Origin of the sequence: Streptomyces sp. KL109B, from assembly GCF_030766935.1 — a bacterium.
Lineage (GTDB): Bacteria > Actinomycetota > Actinomycetes > Streptomycetales > Streptomycetaceae > Streptomyces.
In genome coordinates, this window is the sequence record NZ_JASERL010000011.1 from 15,924 (window position 1) to 34,916 (window position 18,993).

At 71.5% G+C, this 18,993-nt stretch carries 15 protein-coding genes; 8 read left to right on the top strand and 7 right to left on the bottom strand.

Features of this window, described 5'->3' with window-relative positions; translation table 11 throughout:
- Window positions 1-159 precede the first annotated feature (159 nt).
- From egtA to egtD, 4 genes are read left to right on the top strand one after another with little or no spacing between them, the layout of a single operon-like run.
- The gene (gene egtA, locus RBJ65_RS30710; protein WP_306322824.1) at window positions 160-1,512 is read left to right on the top strand and encodes an ergothioneine biosynthesis glutamate--cysteine ligase EgtA; all 1,353 of its coding nucleotides are present in this window, start codon (window positions 160-162) and stop codon (window positions 1,510-1,512) included.
- Complete coding sequence (gene egtB / locus RBJ65_RS30715; RefSeq protein ID WP_306322825.1) at window positions 1,509-2,858, top strand: ergothioneine biosynthesis protein EgtB; 1,350 nt, start codon at window positions 1,509-1,511, stop codon at window positions 2,856-2,858. Before egtA ends, egtB begins: the two co-directional genes overlap by 4 nt.
- On the top strand, window positions 2,858-3,613 hold the full coding sequence (gene egtC / locus RBJ65_RS30720; RefSeq protein ID WP_306322826.1) for an ergothioneine biosynthesis protein EgtC: 756 nt from the start codon (window positions 2,858-2,860) through the stop codon (window positions 3,611-3,613). Before egtB ends, egtC begins: the two co-directional genes overlap by 1 nt.
- Window positions 3,610-4,584 (top strand): L-histidine N(alpha)-methyltransferase, encoded by a 975-nt coding sequence (egtD, locus tag RBJ65_RS30725; protein ID WP_306322827.1) that lies wholly within the window; start codon window positions 3,610-3,612, stop codon window positions 4,582-4,584. The genes egtC and egtD overlap by 4 nt, the downstream gene beginning before the upstream one ends.
- Before the next feature lie 48 nt (window positions 4,585-4,632).
- On the opposite strand, the gene RBJ65_RS30730 is transcribed toward egtD, so the two are convergent.
- Window positions 4,633-5,913, bottom strand: coding sequence for an extracellular solute-binding protein (locus RBJ65_RS30730; protein ID WP_306322828.1), 1,281 nt, complete (start codon window positions 5,911-5,913; stop codon window positions 4,633-4,635).
- A gap of 186 nt (window positions 5,914-6,099) precedes the next feature.
- A complete protein-coding gene (locus RBJ65_RS30735; protein ID WP_306322829.1) occupies window positions 6,100-6,624 on the bottom strand; it encodes a hypothetical protein in 525 nt (174 codons plus the stop codon).
- 155 nt (window positions 6,625-6,779) lie between these two features.
- Here RBJ65_RS30735 and RBJ65_RS30740 point away from each other — a divergent pair, with 155 nt between their 5' ends.
- A complete protein-coding gene (locus RBJ65_RS30740; RefSeq protein WP_306322830.1) occupies window positions 6,780-6,995 on the top strand; it encodes a dodecin in 216 nt (71 codons plus the stop codon).
- Window positions 6,996-7,066: 71 nt separating this feature from the next.
- Window positions 7,067-8,080 carry an LLM class flavin-dependent oxidoreductase gene (locus RBJ65_RS30745; RefSeq protein WP_306322831.1) on the top strand — a complete coding sequence of 338 codons (1,014 nt, stop codon included), beginning with the start codon at window positions 7,067-7,069 and terminating at the stop codon, window positions 8,078-8,080.
- A gap of 19 nt (window positions 8,081-8,099) precedes the next feature.
- Here the strand turns inward: RBJ65_RS30745 and RBJ65_RS30750 are convergent, their stop codons facing one another.
- Window positions 8,100-9,725 carry a phosphodiester glycosidase family protein gene (locus RBJ65_RS30750; protein WP_306322832.1) on the bottom strand — a complete coding sequence of 542 codons (1,626 nt, stop codon included), beginning with the start codon at window positions 9,723-9,725 and terminating at the stop codon, window positions 8,100-8,102.
- A gap of 197 nt (window positions 9,726-9,922) precedes the next feature.
- On the opposite strand from RBJ65_RS30750, the gene RBJ65_RS30755 reads away from it, so the two are divergent.
- Window positions 9,923-12,316 carry an excinuclease ABC subunit UvrA gene (locus RBJ65_RS30755; RefSeq protein ID WP_306322833.1) on the top strand — a complete coding sequence of 798 codons (2,394 nt, stop codon included), beginning with the start codon at window positions 9,923-9,925 and terminating at the stop codon, window positions 12,314-12,316.
- 85 nt (window positions 12,317-12,401) lie between these two features.
- Here RBJ65_RS30755 and RBJ65_RS30760 read toward each other — a convergent pair whose 3' ends face one another.
- The 3 genes from RBJ65_RS30760 to RBJ65_RS30770 are packed head-to-tail and all read right to left on the bottom strand — an operon-like array spanning window position 12,402 to window position 15,769.
- Window positions 12,402-13,148, bottom strand: coding sequence for a succinate dehydrogenase/fumarate reductase iron-sulfur subunit (locus RBJ65_RS30760; protein WP_306322834.1), 747 nt, complete (start codon window positions 13,146-13,148; stop codon window positions 12,402-12,404).
- A complete protein-coding gene (locus RBJ65_RS30765; RefSeq protein ID WP_306322835.1) occupies window positions 13,145-15,094 on the bottom strand; it encodes a fumarate reductase/succinate dehydrogenase flavoprotein subunit in 1,950 nt (649 codons plus the stop codon). Before RBJ65_RS30765 ends, RBJ65_RS30760 begins: the two co-directional genes overlap by 4 nt.
- Window positions 15,095-15,097: 3 nt before the next feature.
- Window positions 15,098-15,769, bottom strand: a complete 672-nt coding sequence (locus RBJ65_RS30770) for a succinate dehydrogenase (protein ID WP_306322836.1) — start codon at window positions 15,767-15,769, stop codon at window positions 15,098-15,100.
- Between the two features lie 132 nt (window positions 15,770-15,901).
- On the opposite strand from RBJ65_RS30770, the gene RBJ65_RS30775 reads away from it, so the two are divergent.
- Window positions 15,902-16,792 carry a LysR family transcriptional regulator gene (locus RBJ65_RS30775; protein ID WP_306322837.1) on the top strand — a complete coding sequence of 297 codons (891 nt, stop codon included), beginning with the start codon at window positions 15,902-15,904 and terminating at the stop codon, window positions 16,790-16,792.
- Window positions 16,793-16,867: 75 nt separating this feature from the next.
- On the opposite strand, the gene RBJ65_RS30780 is transcribed toward RBJ65_RS30775, so the two are convergent.
- Window positions 16,868-18,985 (bottom strand): putative bifunctional diguanylate cyclase/phosphodiesterase, encoded by a 2,118-nt coding sequence (locus RBJ65_RS30780; RefSeq protein ID WP_372341420.1) that lies wholly within the window; start codon window positions 18,983-18,985, stop codon window positions 16,868-16,870.
- Between the last annotated feature and the right edge of the window lie 8 nt (window positions 18,986-18,993).

Consider the following 18,993-nt stretch of genomic DNA (forward strand, 5'->3'; position numbering starts at 1 on the left):
GTCCAGAGGCGCTCTTGTGCGATCCGGCGTAAGCGTCTTGGGTGGTGACCTGTGTCGCCCGTAAGGGGCCGTTTGTCGTTTTGTCGATCAACGGCCGAATCGACGGCATGGCCCCCACCGGGGACCATGGAGAGCGTGCGAACCAGGAGGAATCCCCCCATGAGCGAGGGAGACTGTACGGCGCTCGGTGACCTGGTCACCGAGGCCGGGGCGGAGGCCCTGGTACGGGGCATCTGCTTCAAGACCGGACCGCCCCGCAGGGTCGGGGTCGAACTGGAATGGATCGTGCACGAGCCCGGCCCCCCGATGAAGCCGTGGCTCCCCTTACCACCCGAACGACTCGACGCGGCGTACGTCGCACTGCGCGCCCTGCCCCTGCGCTCGGCGCTCACCGTGGAACCCGGCGGGCAGCTGGAGCTGAGTTCGCTCCCCGCCGACTCCCTCACCGAATGCGTCTCGGCCATGCGGGCCGATCTGACGACCGTCCGCGCCGCACTCAGCGGCCACGGGCTCACCCTCTCCGGCCACGGCACCGACCCGTGGCACCCGCCCCGGCGCGTCCTTCACCAGCGCCGCTACGACGCCCTTGAGGCCTCGCTCGACCGGGCCGGGCCCGCCGGGCGCTCCATGATGTGCTCGTCCGCCTCCGTGCAGGTGTGCCTGGACGCGGGGCACGAGGAGCCGGGTCCGTTGGGGCACGGCAGGCGCTGGCGGCTCGCGCATCTGCTGGGTGCCGTGCTCGTCGCCGCGTTCGCCAACTCGCCCATGCTGGGCGGGCGTTCGACGGGTTGGAGGTCCACGCGGCAGCTGCTGTGGGAGCGGATAGACGTGGGCCGCTCCGGTGGCGTGCCCTTCGACTTCGAGCCACGCGCGGCCTGGGCCAGGCACGTGCTGGACGCGCCCGTGATGTGTGTGCGCACCGACGACGGGCCGTGGCAGGTGCCGGAGGGTCTCACCTTCCGGGAGTGGGCGCGTACGGGCCGCCCGCGCCCGCCGACCCGCTCGGATCTCGACTACCACCTGACCACCCTCTTCCCGCCCGTGCGCCCGCGCGGGCACCTCGAACTGCGCATGATCGACGCGCAGTCGGGCGACGACGGGTGGCTGGTGCCGCTCGCCGTGACCACCGCGCTGTTCGACGATCCGCAGGCCGCCGAGACCGCGTACCGCGCGGTGAAGCCGCTCGCGGAGCGCGCGGGCCCGGAGCCCGCCCCGCACAATCCGCTGTGGCGCGACGCGGCCCGGCTCGGCCTCGCCGATCCGGAGCTGCGGGAGGCGGCGACGGCCTGCTTCACGACGGCGCTGGAGGCGCTGCCGAGGCTGGGCGCGGACCCGGAACTGCGGCAGGCGGTCGCGGACTTCACGCACCGCTATGTCGTACGCGGCCGCTGCCCGGCCGACGACGTGCTCGACCTGCTCGCCCGAGAACCCGCCAGGACCCGTCCGACGACTCAGACGACCCAGACGACTCAGACGACTCAGACGACTCAGGGGAGGACCGTCACCTCATGACCGCCGAGGAGAACGTCACCACTGACCCGGAAGCGCTTCGGCGCCGCGCGGCGGACGCCCTGGAGGCCGCGCGGCGCCGTACGACGCTGCTGACGAGCTCGGTCGACGAGGCCGAACTCACCGCCCAGCACTCGCCGTTGATGTCACCGCTCGTCTGGGACCTCGCGCACATCGGGAACCAGGAGGAGCAGTGGCTGCTGCGCGCGGTCGCGGGCCAGGAGGCGATCCGGCCCGAGATCGACCCGCTGTACGACGCGTTCGAGCACCCGCGCTCGGAGCGGCCCAGCCTGCCGCTGCTCGCGCCGCGGGAGGCGCGCGGCTACGCGGCGGACGTGCGCGGACGCGCCTTCGACGTCCTGGAGAAGGCGTCGTTCGACGCGCAGGGAGGCGAGCGCCTGACGCGTTCGGGCTTCGCCTTCGGGATGATCGCCCAGCATGAACAGCAGCACGACGAGACGATGCTGATCACGCATCAGCTACGGAAGGGCGGCGCGGCGCTCACTGCCCCCGATCCCGAGCCACTCCCGCGCCCCTTCGACGGTCCGGCCGAAGTCCTCGTCCCCGGCGGCCCGTTCACGATGGGCACGACGGCCGAGCCATGGGCGCTGGACAACGAACGGCCCGCGCACACCCGTCTCGTACCGCCGTTCCACCTCGACACGACTCCGGTGACGAACGCCGAGTACATGGAGTTCATCGAGGACGGCGGCTACCGGCAGGAACGCTGGTGGGAGCCGGCCGGGTGGGCGATGGCGCGCGAGCACGACCTCGGAGCGCCGCTGTTCTGGCGCCGCGAGGGCGGGCAGTGGCTGCGCAGGCGGTTCGGGGTGACCGAGCCCGTGCCGCCGGACGAGCCGGTGCTGCACGTGAGTTGGTACGAGGCCGACGCCTACGCGCGGTGGGCGGGGCGGCGGCTTCCCACCGAGGAGGAGTGGGAGAAGGCGGCCCGCCACGATCCGGCCACCGGGCGTTCGATGCGCTACCCGTGGGGCGACGCGGACCCGACGCCGGAGCGCGCGAACCTCGGCCAGCGACACCTGCGCCCCTCCCCCGCCGGAAGCCACGAGCCGGGCGAATCCCCGCTCGGCGTACGGCAGTTGATGGGCGACGTATGGGAGTGGACGTCGAGCGACTTCCTGCCCTACCCGGGGTTCGTGGCGTATCCGTACCGGGAGTACTCGGAGGTGTTCTTCGGGCCCGCCCACAAGGTGTTGCGGGGCGGTTCGTTCGCGGTGGACGCGGTGGCGTGCCGCGGCACGTTCCGCAACTGGGACCATCCGATTCGGCGGCAGATCTTCTCCGGGTTCCGCACGGCCCGCGACGCCGAGCCACGGGAGGGTACCTGATGTGTCGTCATCTGGCCTATCTGGGGCCACCCGTGCCGCTCGGCGAGGTCGTCGACCGGCCGCCGCACAGCCTGTTCCGCCAGTCGTGGGCGCCGCGCAGACAGCGGCACGGCACGGTCAACGCCGATGGTTTCGGGGTGGGTTGGTACGCGGACGGGGATCCGGTTCCCGCCCGTTACCGCCGCGCCGGGCCCATCTGGGGCGACGCGGCGTACCAGGACCTGGCCCGCGTCGTCCGCTCCGGAGCACTGCTCGCGGCGGTCCGTGACGCGACGCTCGCCGGGGCGGACGGCGAGGCGGCCGCGGCCCCGTACGCGACGGGCCCCTGGCTGTTCAGCCACAACGGGGCGGTGCCGGGCTGGCCACAGTCCCTGACCTCGCTCGCGCCGACCCTGCCGCCGACGGACCTGCTGTCGATGGAGGCGCGCTGCGACGCGGCGTTCCTGTGGGCGCTGATTCTGCACCGGCTGCGCGCGGGCGACGAGGAGGGACAGGCGCTCGCCGACACGACCCTGGAGATCGCCGAGGCGGCGCCCACCGCCCGCCTCAACTTCCTCCTCACGAACGGCGACACGATCACCGCCACGGCCTGGGGCGACACCCTGTGGTACCGCACGGAGCCCGGCCGCTGTGTCGTCGTCGCCTCCGAACCGTACGACGACGATCCGCGCTGGATCGAGGTTCCCGACCGCACGCTGCTCGCGGCGAGCCGCACCGACGTCCTGTTGACCCCGCTCAAGGAGCCCTCTGCGTGAGCCCGTTCCGCATGACCCGCACCCTGCCCGAGGACGCCACCGACGCGGCCCTGCGGGCCGACGTCCTGCACGGCCTGACCCGTTCGCCCAAGACGCTCCCGCCCAAGTGGTTCTACGACGCCCGGGGCAGCGAACTCTTCGACGAGATAACCCAGTTGCCGGAGTACTACCCGACCCGGGCGGAACGCGAGATCCTCATCGCGCGCGCCCCGGACATCGCGGCGGCCACCCGCGCCCGCACCCTCGTCGAGCTGGGTTCCGGCTCGTCCGACAAGACCCGCCACCTCCTCGACGCGCTCACCGACCTGACGACGTACGTGCCCGTGGACGTGAGCGAGAGCGCGCTGCGCGGCGCCGCCGGCACACTCCTCGCCGAGAGGCCGGCGCTCGACATCCACGCGCTGGTCGCCGACTTCACGGCCGCGCTCGACCTGCCCGCGACGCCCGCGCCCCGCCTGGTGGCCTTCCTCGGCGGCACGATCGGCAACCTGCTGCCGCGGGAGCGGGCGGCGTTCCTGGCGGCGGTGCGTGGCCTGCTGGAGCCCGGCGACTTCTTCCTCCTCGGCACGGACCTGGTGAAGGACGAGGGGACGCTGGTCGCGGCGTACGACGACGCGGCGGGCGTCACGGCCGCGTTCAACAAGAACGTACTGGCCGTGATGGGCCGCGAACTCGGCGCCGACTTCGACCCCGACGCCTTCGAGCACGTCGCCCTGTGGAACGCCGAGTGCGAGTGGATCGAGATGCGGCTGCGCGCCACCACGGCGCAGACCGTGAAGATCCCGGCCCTCGGCCTCGCGGTCGAGTTCGCGGCGGGCGAGGAGGTGCGTACGGAGGTCTCCGCGAAGTTCCGGCAGGAGGGCGTGAAGGCGGAACTGCACGACGTAGGGCTTGAGTCGGCGCACTGGTGGACGGATGAGGAGGGCCGGTTCGCGCTGTCGCTGAGCAGGGCGCCGGCCGGGCTGCTCTAGGACCCGCCCAAGCCCTGCCCAAGCCCTGCCTGTGCCCAGCCGACGGTCCTAGTTGCTCTCGTCGAGCCGGCGGGTGACCTCGCGGGAGGCGCGCTTCGCCTCGGTCGCCGGGTCGCCGCCGGTGAGCACGTTCGACATGTACTGCTTGATGGGGTTCTTGCCGGCCTCCACGTTCGGCCACAGCGGCGAGCCGGGGGTCGCCTTGCCGTGGGCGGCGCCGACGGCCATCGCGGCGACGCCCGGTTCGGCGGCCACCTCGTCGGCGAGCGTGGTCTTGTTCGGTACGTAGTTCATGGTGCGGGCGAGTGCGGTGTTCCACTTGTCGCCCGCGAGTGCCTTCACCACTTCGACGGCGCCGTCCCGGTCGTCGGTGTTGGCGGGGACGATGAGGTCGGAGCCGCCGGTGAACACGGTTCCTGGCCTGCGGCTCGTCTTGCCGGGGATCGGGAAGTAGCCGAGCTTTCCCTTGAGTTCCGGGTTCTTCTGGAGGATGCGCTGGGCGGCGCCGGGCACGGAGATGATCTGCGCGATGTCGCCGTGGGCGAACTGCTCGGCCTGCGGCGGGTGTTCCTCGTCGGCGTCCCTGGGTCCGCCGCCGAGCGCCTGGAGTTGGCGGTAGAAGGCCATGCCGCGCAGCGCCGCGGGCGAGTCGAGGGTGCCGGACCAGACACCCGAAGACTCCTCGGCGAGGCGGCCACCCTCGTCCCAGATGAACCCGGAGAGCGTGTACCAGTCCTGGCCCGCGAGGTAGATGCCCTCGGTGCCGCCGGAGTTCAGCTTCCGGGTCATGTCGAGCCACTCGGCGCGGGTGGTGGGCGGCCTGTCGATGCCGGCCTGCCGGAACAGGTCCTTGTTGTAGATGACGACGCGGTTGGCCGCGTACCAGGGGATGCCGTACTGCCGTGAGTTGTCGACGCCCGGCTCGGCGAGGCCGGGCAGCCAGTCCTGCATGCCGAGGTCGCGCGCGGACTCCAGGGAGAGGTCGAGCAGGCCGCCACCCTCTACGTACTGCGGGACCTGGGTGTTGCCGACCTCGATGACGTCGGGCGCGCCCGACTCCTTGCCGCGGCGGTCGTCGAGCGCCTTGGTGACCTTGGCGCCGATGCCGGTCCAGTCCTGGATGCGGATGTCGAGGGTGACGCCCTCGTGTGCGGCCTCGAAGTCCTTCGTGAACCGTTTGAGGAAGTCCTCCGACGCACTGCCGCGCATCAGCCACACGGTGACCGCGGCTTCGTCGTCCCCGCCGCCCGGCAGGGTCCCGCACGCCGTGAGGAGCGTGCCGGTGGTGAGGAGGGAACCGAGACTCAGGGCGAGGCGACGGGAGTTCACGTGGGCTGCTTTCTGCCTGCGGACAGGGAGGATTGGCCCGACGTGGGGGAAGAGCGCACGGCTCGTACGGGTGTGCAGGGATTTTGGTATAGACCAACGGGAGGGTCAAGGGTTACGGAACCATCCGTAACGCTCGACCCTCCCGGTCGGGACTTCGGGGCTTGGGGACTTCGGGGCGTCAGGCCATCAGGCGGTGGGCCGCGCCAGGCAGCTCGCGAGGCGCTTCTCGGCGGTGCCGAGAAGCTTCTTGGCGCGGGCGCGGTCGGCGAGCAGCTGCGGGTCGACCTCGACGCCGTCCAGCGCCGCGGCGGCCGCACGCGAGTCGTTACGGGCCTGCGTGAGCGCCTTCTCGGCCTCGTCACGGTCCTTGACGGACTTCAGGTAGTCGGCACTGTTCGGGTCGAAGTCGTCCTCGCGCTCCAGCTCCCGCACCCAGTCACGCGCTTCGGTGTAGACGGTCGCCTGGTACTCCACGGCGCCGTGCGCCATGTCGTAGTCGTGCTCCAGCTCCTCGATCCGCTGCTCGACGGGCGTGATCTGCTCGTCGAGCCGGTCGATGGTGTCCTGGTGCCGGTTGACGGTCGCCTGGTAGCGGTGGCACGGCTCGGGCGCCTTCGCCGCCGCGACGGCCTGCGCCGCGCCCGTGGCACCGAAGGCCATCAGGGTCAGGGTGGTCAGGACGGCGGCACGGGTGAGTCGGCGGTGCGTCAAGATGAGCCTCTTTCCTTGGTCGGACAGCTGTCGGACAGCTGTCGGACAACTGTTGGTGCGAGGCATTCATGACCGGCGGGCCGTGCCCGCTACCCGGGGTGGGCGGGGGCGTCACACGGATGGCGGACCGGGCCGCCCTGGGGCACGGTGGAAGCATGTCGAACCACACGTATCGCGTCACCGAGATCGTCGGCACGTCTCACGAAGGCGTGGATCAGGCGATCCGCAATGGGGTCGAGCGGGCCGCGCAGACCCTGCGCAATCTCGACTGGTTCGAGGTCACGCAGGTCCGCGGGCAGATCGTGGACGGGCAGGTCGAGCACTACCAGGTGGGCCTGAAGGTCGGCTTCCGCCTGGACGGCGACGACTGACCGCGCCTCGTCGGCGGGTCCCGTAGGGGTCGGCCGGGAATGCCTGGTGCTCCCACGCGTTGAACGAAGGTGTGAGCACCGTGATCGAATCGACCCGCTTCTCCGTCCTGGACCGCTCCCGCACGCGCGAGGGCCACTGTGACCAGGACGCGCTGCGCGACACCGTTTCCCTCGCCCAGGACCTGGAGCGCCTCGGATACCACCGCGTGTGGGTGTCCGAGCACCATGGAGTGCCGGGCGTCGCCGGTTCCGCGCCGACCGTGCTCGCGGCGGCCGTCGCCGCGGCCACCCGCCGCATCCGCGTGGGCACGGGCGGCGTGATGCTGCCGAACCACCAGCCGCTGGTCGTGGCGGAGCAGTTCGGGGTGTTGGAGTCGCTGTTCCCCGGCCGGATCGACATGGGCCTCGGCCGGTCGGTCGGGTTCACGGGCGGGGTCCGCAAGGCGCTCGGCCGGGACAAGGATGCCGCCGGCACAGAGGACTTCGCGGCCCAACTCGACGAGCTGCTCGCCTTCTTCACCGGCACGTCGGACACGCGCGTGCACGCCCGCCCCTCCGAGGGACTGTCCGTCCCGCCGTTCGTGCTCGCGATGGGCGAAGGCGCCTCGATCGCCGCCCGCGCCGGGCTGCCGATGGTGATCGGTGACTTCCGCGCCCGCGAGAAGATGCTGCGCGGCATCGACCGCTACCGCGCCGAGTTCCGCCCCTCCCCCTGGGCCCCGGAGCCGTACGTCGTGATCTCCGGGACGGTCGCCGTCGCCGGCAGCGCACCGGAGGCGCACCGGATCCTCGCCCCCGAGGCCTGGTCGATGGCGCACTCGCGCACCCACGGCACGTTCCCGCCGCTGCCGCCCGCCTCGCGCGTGGCGTCCATGGAGATGACCGCGAAGGAGCGCGAGTTCTACGAGTCCGGGCTGCGCGGCCACATCGTCGGCTCGGAGCAGCAGGTGACGGACGAGCTGGAGACGGTGATCAAGGAGAGCGGGGCGCAGGAGGTGCTGGTCACGACCAGTACGTACGACCGCGAGGCGCTGCTGGAGTCGTTCCGGCGACTGGCCCGGATCGCGCGCCTCACGCCCGCGTGACGTCACACATCAGCACACATCAGCGCTTCTCGGGAAGCACCAACAGGGCGTCCCCGACGGGGCGTTCGCCTGCCGCGTCGGACGGGTCGTTGATGACCCGGCCGTCGACGACCATCGTGGTGGAGCCGCCGCCGTCGAGGTTCATGGCGTCGCGCAGGCCGAGCGACCGGGCGACGGCGGCGCTCTCGTCGATGCTCAGGCCGAGCGATCCGGTGCTTCGGCCGTCGGCGGTGACGAGCACGGTGCGGCCCGCGGCGTCCGTGCCCGCGAGGGTGCGCGGGTTCCGTTTGTGCACCCAGCCGTAGTAGAAGCTCGGGTTGCCGGGCTGCACCATGCCGTCCGTGGCCGGGGTGATGTGGCGGCGGCCGTCGCGGACGAGTTCGGGGCCGCCGTTGAGGACGCTGGTGGTGCGGGACGGGGCGAAGGCGCGGCCCTCGCCGTCCTTCAACCCGCTCCGGACCGCGAGGCGTTGGCCGACCTTCGCGAGGGCGGTGAGGCGCGCCGTGTACGCGCCGGTGGCCTGGACGCTGCGGGCTCCGGCGGGCAGGGCGCCGCCGCGCGGCGAGCGCACCTCGACAACCCGGCCGGACCGGTCGAGGACGGCTTCGGCGCCCTCGCCCTTGGGGGTTTCCTTGCCGAACTCCGGGGTGAACGCGACGAGTTCGTCGGGGTCGGTGCAGGTGGTGTCGTGCAGGGGCCGGGCGGTCGGGGTGTCGTCGGCGGTGCCGCCGCAGTTGCGGATCAGGCCGGGGACGCGGTCGACGCCGTCGAGCGCGAGCGAGGTGCCGTCGGCGGCGACGCTGCCCTGCCAGGTGAAGCGCTCGACCTTGGTGCCGCGCGCCGAATCATGGACGACGAGGCCGGGCCGCCCGTTCACCGCCTCGCTCAGCAGACGGCCGCCGTAGACGCCGACGCCGGCCGGATCGCCGGGGGCGCCCGCCTTCGGGTCGAGGACGAAGAAGCCCGCGTTGACGCCGGCCGTCGCGCCGTCGGCGGCGGCGAGGGCGCTGGTGGTCTCGCGGTTCTCCAGGTCCGGGCCGTACGAGGCCTTGAGGCCGCCGCGGAACTTCTTCGGGTCGACGGTGAGCACGTCGACGCGCCAGGGCCCCCGGTCTCCGGCATTTCCGTCCCAGCCGGTGTACCAGGCGGACCCGGTGTATCCGGCGGCGCGCAGCCGGGTGCGTTCGGCGGTGGCGGCGGCCTCGGTCGGGAACGTACCGACGCGGACCCGCCAGCCGAGCGTGCCGCCCGCGTAGTCGGCGGTGGCCGCCGCGGTGACCTCCTCCGAGCGGGCGTCGAAGCCCTTGCCCCGCAGGCCGGAGGCCAGTTCGGCGGCGCTCGCCTCGTCCTTCAGCGCGGTCGGCGGCGCGTCCGGGTCGGGCGAACCCGCGCCGCCCGGGATGGACACCTCCACGGTCCACGCCATGGCCGGGGCGTCGGCGCCGCGCACGATGCGGGTGAGTGTGACGCCGGGCTGGAGGGTCCGGGTCGTTCGGGTCTCGGTCAGGCCTGCGGCGCCGAGCGGGAGACCGTGCCAGGGTACGGAAGAGGACGGGGGCGGGGACGAGGACGCCGGGACCGCTGAAGCCCCCACGAGGGCGAGCGCGCACAGCGCCGTACCCGTACCGAACCATCTGCCACTCACAGCACGACCCCCACGGACGACTCCTCGGACGACAACCTCCGTAACGGTGCGTGAGGCCACGACCACGGGTCAAGGCTTGTGCGCGGCATTCATCGGATGTTCCCCGTGCCGCCCCCACCACAACGTGGGTGGATCATGGAGTACGACAGCAACGCAGAGCCGCGCACAGCCAAGGCAGCCGACCGGGAGCCCGCCCCATGCACCACGCCACCTCGCCCGACCCCCGCCACGACGGCCTCGTGCGGGTGCGCGGCGCCCGCGAGCACAACCTCAAGGGCGTCGACGTGGACATCCCGAGGGACGTCCTCGCGGTGTTCACGGGCGTCTCGGGCTCCGGCAAGTCCTCGCTCGCGTTCGGGACGATCTACGCGGAGGCGCAGCGCCGCTACTTCGAGTCGGTGGCCCCGTACGCGCGCCGCCTCATCCACCAGGTGGGCGCGCCGAAGATCGGCGAGATCAGCGGTCTGCCACCGGCGGTGTCGTTGCAGCAGAGCCGTTCGGCGCCGACCTCCCGCTCCTCGGTCGGCACCGTCACCACCCTGTCGAACTCGCTGCGGATGCTGTTCTCCCGGGCCGGTACGTATCCGGAGGGCGCCGAGCGCCTCGATTCGGACGCGTTCTCCCCGAACACGGCGGCCGGGGCGTGCCCCTCGTGCCACGGCCTCGGTCAAGTGCACCGCACGACAGAGGAGTTGCTGGTCCCGGACCCGTCCCTGACGATCCGCGAGGGCGCCATCGCGGCGTGGCCGGGCGCCTGGCAGGGCAAGAACCTGCGCGATGTCCTCGACGCACTGGGCTACGAAGTCGACCGGCCGTGGCGGGAGTTGACGCAGGCGGACCGCGACTGGATCCTGTTCACGGACGAGCAGCCGGTGGTGACCGTGCACCCGGTGCGGGACGCGGGCCGGATCCACCGCCCGTACCAGGGCACGTACATGAGCGCGAACCGGTACGTGCTCAAGACCTTCTCGGACTCGAAGAGCCAGTCGCTGCGCGCGAAGGCGGAGAAGTTCCTGGAGAGCACGCCGTGCCCGGTCTGCGGGGGCGCCCGGCTGCGCACGGAGGCGCTGGCCGTCACCTTCGGGGGCCGTACGATCGCCGAGCTCGCCGGTGTCCCGCTCGCGGACCTCGCCGCACTCCTCGCCACCGAGGCCGGAACCGCCGAGGCGACCGAGACGGCGCGCGTGCTCACCGGCGACCTGCGCGCCCGCATCGACACCGTCACCGAGCTGGGCCTCGGCTACCTCAGCCTCGACCGCGCCACACCGACACTGTCCGCCGGTGAACTCCAACGCCTGCGCCTGGCCACGCAGTTGAGGTCGGGCCTCTTCGGTGTCGTGTACGTCCTCGACGAGCCGTCGGCCGGTCTGCACCCCGCCGACACCGAGTCCCTGCTGACCGTGCTGGACCGGCTCAAGGCCGCCGGGAACTCCGTCTTCGTGGTCGAGCACCACCTCGACGTGATGCGGCACGCCGACTGGCTGGTCGACGTGGGCCCGCAGGCCGGGGAGCACGGCGGCCGGGTGCTGCACAGCGGGCCCGTGGACGGCTTGCGGGAGGTCGCGGACTCGGCGACGGCCCGCTTCCTCTTCGACGAGGAACCGGCCCCCGAACGCCAAGTCCGCACTCCCACCGGCTGGTTGAAGGTCGGCCCGGTGACCCGGCACAACCTGCGCGACGTCACCGCCGAGTTCCCGCTGGGCGCCTTCACCGCCGTGACCGGTGTCTCCGGCTCCGGGAAGTCGACGCTGATCGGCGAGATCACGGAGGAACTGGACGGCGTCGGACGGCTCGTGGTCGTCGACCAGAAGCCGATCGGGCGCACACCCCGCTCCAACCTGGCCACGTACACCGGCCTCTTCGACGTCGTACGTAAGGTCTTCGCGGCCACCGACGAGGCGAAGGCGCGCGGGTACGGTGTCGGCCGCTTCTCGTTCAATGTCACCGGCGGGCGCTGCGAGACATGTCAGGGCGAGGGTTTCGTCAGCGTAGAGCTGCTGTTCCTGCCGAGCACGTACACGCCGTGTCCGGACTGCGGGGGCGCGCGGTACAACCCCGAGACGCTCGAAGTCACCTACCGGGGGCGGAACATCGCCGAGGTGCTCGATCTGACGGTGGAGGCGGCGGCCGAGTTCTTCGAGGCGGCGTCCACCGAGACGGCCGCCGCGGCGCGCCCCGTGCTGCGCAGTCTGCGCACGCTGCTCGACGTCGGCCTCGGCTATCTGCGGCTCGGGCAGCCGGCGACCGAGCTGTCCGGCGGCGAGGCCCAACGCATCAAGCTGGCAAGCGAGTTGCAGCGGGTGCGGCGCGGGCACACCCTGTACCTCCTCGACGAGCCGACGACCGGTCTGCACCCGGCCGACGTGGAGGTGCTCATGCGGCAGCTGAACGGGCTCGTCGACGCCGGGAACTCGGTGGTCGTCGTCGAGCACGACATGACGGTGGTGGCGGGCGCGGACTGGGTCGTCGACATGGGGCCCGGGGGCGGGACGGCGGGTGGCCGGGTCGTGGCCTGCGGCACGCCCGCGACGGTCGCCGCCGACGAGGAGAGCCGGACCGCGCCGTATCTGCGCAGGCTCCTGGGGTCCTGAACGCGATGACGGGACCGGAGGTTGAGCACCACACCGGTCCCGCCCACCCCGCGCTCTTCGCGGGACGCCTATCGCGCCTGCCCGATCAGCGGGCGACCTTGCGGTTCGCGCGCAGCCACTCCTTGTTCATGCTGGTGATGGAGAACAGCGGGATGCCCTTCGGGCAGGCCGTCGCGCACTCGCCGGTGAGCGTGCAGCCGCCGAAGCCCTCCTCGTCCATCTGCCCCACCATGTCGAGCACACGTGTCTCGCGCTCGGGCGCGCCCTGCGGCAGCACGTTCAGGTGGTTGATCTTCGCGGACGTGAAGAGCATCGCCGCGCCGTTCGGGCACGCGGCCACACACGCGCCGCAGCCGATGCACTCGGCGTGCTCGAAGGAGAAGTCGGCATCCGGCTTCGGAACCGGCGTGGAGTGCGCCTCGGGCGCGGCGCCGGTCGGGGCCGTGATGTAGCCGCCGGCCTGGATGATCCGGTCGAAGGCGGACCGGTCGACGACGAGGTCCTTCACGACCGGGAAGGCGGAGGCGCGCCACGGCTCGATGTCGATCGTGTCGCCGTCCTTGAAGGACCGCATGTGCAGCTGACAGGTCGTGGTGCGCTCCGGGCCGTGCGCGTCGCCGTTGATGACGAGCGAGCAGGCGCCGCAGATGCCCTCGCGGCAGTCGTGGTCGAAGGCGACCGGGTCCTCGCCCTTGAGGATGAGTTCCTCGTTGAGGGTGTCGAGCATTTCGAGGAAGGACATGTCCGTCGAGATCCCGTCGACCTCGTACGTGGACATGGCGCCTTCGGCGTCGGCGTTCTTCTGGCGCCAGACGCGCAGGGTGAGCTTCATGCGTAGCTCCGCTGAGTGGGGTGGACGTACTCGAAGACCAGGTCTTCCTTGTGCAGGACGGGAGCGGCGCCGGTGCCGGTGAACTCCCAGGCGGCGGCGTAGGAGAACTCCTCGTCCTGGCGGGCGGCCTCGCCGTCGGGGGTCTGCGACTCCTCGCGGAAGTGGCCGCCGCAGGACTCGGCGCGGTGCAGGGCGTCGAGACACATCAGCTCGGCGAGCTCGATGTAGTCGATGATGCGGTTGGCCTTCTCCAGCGACTGGTTGAACTCCTCGCCGACGCCGGGCACCTTGATGCGGCGCCAGAACTCCTCGCGGATCTGCGGGATCCGGTCGAGCGCCTTGCGCAGGCCCGCGTCGGTGCGGGCCATGCCGCAGAACTCCCACATCAGCTCGCCGAGTTCACGGTGGAAGGAGTCAGGCGTGCGGTCCCCGTCGACGGCGAGCAGCTTCGCGAGCCGCTCCTCGGTCTCCCGCACGACCTCGACGGTGGCGGGGTGGTCGGCGTTCACCTCGTCCTTGTGCGGGTGCTTGGCGAGGTAGTCGTTGATGGTGGCGGGGAGGACGAAGTAGCCGTCCGCGAGGCCCTGCATCAGCGCCGACGCGCCCAGCCGGTTGGCGCCGTGGTCGGAGAAGTTGGCCTCGCCGATGGCGAAGAGGCCGGGGATGGTGGTGGACAGGTCGTAGTCGACCCACAGTCCGCCCATCGTGTAGTGCACGGCGGGGTAGATCCGCATGGGCACCTTGTACGGGTCCTCGTCGGTGATCCGCTGGTACATGTCGAAGAGGTTGCCGTACTTCGCCTCGACGGCCCCCCGACCCATCCGCTCGATGGCGTCGCCGAAGTCGAGGTACACACCCTGCCCGCCGGGACCGACGCCCCTCCCCTCGTCGCACACGTTCTTCGCGGCGCGGGAGGCGATGTCGCGGGGCACGAGGTTGCCGAACGCCGGGTAGATGCGCTCCAGGTAGTAGTCGCGCTCGTCCTCGGGGATCTTGTTCGCCGGGCGGTCGTCGCCCTTGGCCTTGGGCACCCAGATCCGCCCGTCGTTGCGCAGGGACTCACTCATCAGCGTCAGCTTCGACTGGTGGTCGCCGGTGCGCGGAATGCACGTCGGGTGGATCTGCGTGAAGCACGGGTTGGCGAAGTAGGCGCCGCGCCGGTGGGCGCGCCAGACGGCCGTGGCGTTGGAGTTCATGGCGTTCGTCGACAGGTAGAAGACGTTGCCGTAGCCGCCGGAGGCCAGCACGACGGCGTCTGCGAAGTACGTGTCGATCTTGCCGGTGATCAGGTCGCGGGCGACGATGCCGCGCGCCTTGCCGTCCACGATGACGAGGTCCAGCATCTCGGTGCGCGGGTGCAACTCGATGTTCCCGGCGGCGACTTGGCGGCTGAGCGCCTGGTACGCGCCGAGGAGGAGCTGCTGCCCCGTCTGGCCGCGGGCGTAGAACGTACGCGACACCTGCACACCACCGAAGGAGCGGGTGTCGAGCAGACCCCCGTACTCGCGGGCGAACGGCACACCCTGCGCGACACACTGGTCGATGATCTCGACGGAGATCTGCGCGAGGCGGTGCACATTCGACTCGCGGGCGCGGAAGTCGCCGCCCTTCACGGTGTCGTAGAAGAGGCGGTGCACCGAGTCGCCGTCGTTGCGGTAGTTCTTCGCCGCGTTGATGCCACCCTGCGCGGCGATGGAGTGGGCGCGGCGCGGCGAGTCCTGGTAGCAGAACTGGACGACGTGGTAGCCCTGTTCGGCGAGCGTGGCACCGGCGGAGCCGCCGGCCAGGCCCGTCCCGACGACGATGACGGTGTGCTTGCGGCGGTTGGCCGGGTTGACCAGCTTGGCCTCGAAACGGCGGGTGTCCCAGCGCTCGTTGACGGGGCCTTCGGGGGCCTTGGTGTCAGCGACCGGTTCACCGGTGGAGTAGTTCGCGTACGTGGTCATCTGTTAGCTCACCAATCCGGTCATGACGCCCACGGGCACGGCGATGAAGCCGAGCGTGAGCACCACGGCGAGTACGTTGCCGACGGTCTTCAGGACCCGGTCGCGGGTGCGGCTGCCGACGCCGAGGGTCTGCGCGGCGCTCCAGAACCCGTGCTGGATGTGGAAGCCGAGCGCGAGCATCGCGACGATGTAGATGACATTGCTGTACCAGGTCGAGAACGTGTCGATGATGTTCTGGTACGGGTGCAGGTGCTGGTACCCGCCGGGGTGCACCGTGCCGGTCGTCAGGTCGAGGATGTGCCAGACGATGAACAGGCCGAGGATGATGCCGCCCCAGCGCATGGTGCGCGTGGCGTAGTCGGCGCGCGGCTTCTTGTGCGCGTACTTGCTGGGGCGCGCCTTGTTGCCGCGACGGCTCAGCTGGTACGCGGAGGTGGCGTGCGCGACGACTGCGACGACCAGCACCACGCGGGCGATCCACAGGCCCCACTCGTAGTGCAGCACCGGGGAGCCCATGGTGCGCAGCCAGTGTGCGTAGTGGTTGATCTCCTCGGGGCCGAAGAAGATCTTGAGGTTCCCGATCATGTGGGCGACCAGGTAGAGCAGCATGACGAGGCCGCTCACCGCCATCACTGTCTTCTTGCCGACGGAGCTGTCCCACACGGTGCGTGCCATGGACGGCCGTCGGTCCGTCCGCGTTGCCAGAGCCATGGGTCAAGACGCTAGAGCCCAAGGGCCCGATCGGTCCAAGACATGGTCCACCTCATTTCGATAGGCATTCGCTATCGAGGGGCTAGGGTGGGTGTCATGCAGTTCCAGCAGCTCCAGTACTTCGTCGCGGTCGCGGAGACCCGGCACTTCACGCGCGCCGCCGAGTTGGTGCACGTCGCGCAGCCCTCGCTGTCCCAGCAGATCCGGGCCCTGGAGCGGGAGCTGGGCGTCGATCTGTTCCTGCGGGCGCGCGGGAACATCTCGCTGACGGACGCCGGGGAGGCACTGCTGCCGCTGGCGCGGCGCATCCTCGCCGACGCGGACACGGCGCGGCACGAAGTGCAGGAGCTGGCGCAGCTGAAGCGCGGGCGGGTGCGGCTCGGCGCCACTCCCTCGCTGTGCACGGGGCTGCTGCCGGACGTGCTGCGGGCCTTTCACGACCGGTATCCCGGGATTCAGCTGATGATCGAGGAGGGCGGCTCCCACGACCTCGTACGGGGGCTGGCGCGCGGCGCCCTCGACCTCGCGCTGGTCGTGCTCCCGCTGCCGGCGCCGGCACCCGCCCTGACCACGGTGGAGCTGCTGCGGGAGGAGCTCGTCGTGGTGTCGTCCAAGGACGCGGCGGCGCCGGGGCGGGGGCGGAAGTCGGTGCGGGTCGCCGACCTGGAGGGCGAGCGGCTCGTCATGTTCCGGCACGGGTACGACCTGCGGGAGCTGACCGTCGCGGCGTGCCGGGGCGAGGGGTTCGAGCCGGACTTCGCCGTGGAGGGCGGCGAGATGGACGCGGTCCTCGGGTTTGTGCGGGCCGGGCTCGGGGTCGCCGTTGTGCCGTGGATGGTGGCGCACCGGGCCGGGGCGGACCTGCGGGTCACGCCCCTGGCCAAGCCGGGGCTCAGCCGCACGATCGCGCTCGCGCACCGGTCGGACGTGGCACCACCACGGGCTGCGCGGGAGCTTCAGCGGATGCTGTTCGAGGGGCGCTCCTAGTGTGCGGCCCCCGGCGCGCGGTCGCGGGGCTCTGCCCCGGACCCCGCGCCTCAATCGCCGGCGGGCTTGAACTGGTCATCCTGTCGCGTCTGCCAGTGCCAGCTCATGGAGGCGGTCCGGAGGACCCGGCCGCGCGTAGTACCAGCCCTGTGCCGTGTCGCAGCCCAGGTGCTTCAGCTGCTCGGCCTGGGCGCCGGTTTCGACGCCCTCGACGGTGACCGAGAGGTCGAGGCTGTGGGCGAGGGAGACGATGCCTTCGACGATCTTCAGGTCGACGGGGTCCGCCGGGAACTGCTGCATGCCCTGCGTGAAGGAGCGGTCCAGCTTCAGGACGTTCACCGGCAGGCGCCGCAGGTTCGCCAGGTTCGAGTACCCCGTGCCGAAGTCGTCGAGGGCGATGTCGACGCCCATCTCGGAGAGGCGCCGCAGCGGCTTGAGGAGGTCGTCGTCGGCGCCGATGAGGGCGGACTCCGTGACCTCCAGGCACAGCGCGTCGGGTTCGAGGCCGAAGCGCTCCAGGATGTCGACGGTGTCCGCGACCAGGCCCTGGTGGGTCAGCTGCATCGGGGACAGGTTGACGTTGATGCGGAACGGGCCCGCGTCCTCGTACCGGTCCCGCCAGACCCGGGCCTGCCGGACGGACTCCTCCAGGACCCAGCGGCCGAGCGGCACGATCAGGCCGGTGTGCTCGGCGAGCGGGATGAAGCGGTCCGGGCCGAGGACGCCGTGCTGCGGGTGCAGCCAGCGGACCAGGGCCTCGGCGCCGCGCACGCTGCCGTCGCCGAGGTGGACGAGGGGCTGGTACTCGATGAAGAACTCGCCGCGGTCCAGGGCGGCCGGGAGCGCCGTCGTCAGGCCGTGGCGTGTGATGGCGCGGGCGTCGGCCTCCGGGTCGGCCAGCTCGTAGCGGTTGCCGCCCGCCGACTTGGCCCGGTACATCGTGATGTCGGCGCTGCGCAGCACCTCCGCCGGGCTGCGCTCGGCGGCCGGGCCCTCCACGATGCCGATCGAACCGCGCACGGTGAGTTCGCGGCCGTCGATACGGATGGGGGTGGCCAGGGCGTGCATGATGCGGCCCGCCAGCTCGTCGACCTCGGCCTCGGTGTCCCGGCCCGTGGTGAGGGCCACGAACTCGTCGCCGCCGAGCCGCGCGACCATCTCGCCCGGCGCGGTGGCGCAGGTCTGGAGGCGGTCGGCGACCTCGACGAGGAGCCGGTCGCCCGCCGCGTGGCCGAGGCTGTCATTGATGGTCTTGAAGCCGTCGAGGTCGAGGTAGCACAGGCCGAAGCGCATGCCCTCGCCGGCGCTGAGCACCTTCTCCAGGCGCTCGAAGAACAGGGTGCGGTTGGGGAGTCCGGTGAGCGCGTCGTGGGTGGCCTCGTAGCGCAGCCGCAGGTTCAGCAGGCGGCGCTCGGTCATGTCCTCCATGAGCGCGAGCTGGTACTGCGGCGCACCCTCCGCGTCCCGCAGCAGTGACACCGTCAGGTTGGTCCACAGGGCGGTGCCGTCGGGGCGCGTGTACGCCTTCTCGACCCGGTAGTGCTCCCGCTGCCCCTGCACCAGCTCGCCGTACATGCGCCAGATGTGCGGGTCGTCGTCGGGGTGCGTCAGGTCGTGGGCCTTGCGGCTGAGCAGTTGGTGTCTTGTGCCGCCGAACATCCGCACCATCGTGTCGTTGACCTCGAGGATCGTGCCGTCGAGGTCCGCGATCCCGATGCCGATCGCGGCGCCGTGGAACACCGCGCGGAACTTGGCCTCGCTCGCGTGCAGGGCCTCGGCGACGGCGCTGCGGGCGTTGAGCGCCGCCCTCGATATGGCCTCCTGCTCGGCGCGGGTCCGCTCGCGCAGCGCGGCGGCGAAACCGGCGGCCATCGCGTGCTGGATACGGGCGCAGCGGGAGCGCAGTTCCTCGCGGCGCCCGGCGGCCGGTTCTCCGTCGCCGTCGTGCGCGGCGTCACCGCAGTGCGCGACGAGGTGTTCCTCGACCACGTCGAGGGTGTGGGTGAGCGCCTCGGGGTCGGTGCAGTGCGCGTCGACCAGCGCGCCGCCGACCGCCTGTACTTCCGCGCTGTCCAGGCTCGGCGCGGCGAGCGCGGCGCGCAGCCTGCGTACGAGCGGCACGAGTTCCTCCTCGAACTCGTGCCGGGTCAGGGAGGTCGCCGTGACCGGGAAGATCGCCCGGCTCCAGATCATGGCGAACC

What these genes read in the sequence shown, in the direction of transcription:
- RBJ65_RS30780 (WP_372341420.1), bottom strand. Translation starts at nt 18,985, where the DNA reads ATGATCTGGAGCCGGGCGATCTTCCCGGTCACGGCGACCTCCCTGACC.
- egtA (WP_306322824.1), top strand. Translation starts at nt 160, where the DNA reads ATGAGCGAGGGAGACTGTACGGCGCTCGGTGACCTGGTCACCGAGGCC.
- RBJ65_RS30740 (WP_306322830.1), top strand. Translation starts at nt 6,780, where the DNA reads ATGTCGAACCACACGTATCGCGTCACCGAGATCGTCGGCACGTCTCAC.
- RBJ65_RS30755 (WP_306322833.1), top strand. Translation starts at nt 9,923, where the DNA reads ATGCACCACGCCACCTCGCCCGACCCCCGCCACGACGGCCTCGTGCGG.
- RBJ65_RS30775 (WP_306322837.1), top strand. Translation starts at nt 15,902, where the DNA reads ATGCAGTTCCAGCAGCTCCAGTACTTCGTCGCGGTCGCGGAGACCCGG.
- egtB (WP_306322825.1), top strand. Translation starts at nt 1,509, where the DNA reads ATGACCGCCGAGGAGAACGTCACCACTGACCCGGAAGCGCTTCGGCGC.
- RBJ65_RS30760 (WP_306322834.1), bottom strand. Translation starts at nt 13,148, where the DNA reads ATGAAGCTCACCCTGCGCGTCTGGCGCCAGAAGAACGCCGACGCCGAA.
- RBJ65_RS30770 (WP_306322836.1), bottom strand. Translation starts at nt 15,769, where the DNA reads ATGGCACGCACCGTGTGGGACAGCTCCGTCGGCAAGAAGACAGTGATG.
- egtC (WP_306322826.1), top strand. Translation starts at nt 2,858, where the DNA reads ATGTGTCGTCATCTGGCCTATCTGGGGCCACCCGTGCCGCTCGGCGAG.
- RBJ65_RS30765 (WP_306322835.1), bottom strand. Translation starts at nt 15,094, where the DNA reads ATGACCACGTACGCGAACTACTCCACCGGTGAACCGGTCGCTGACACC.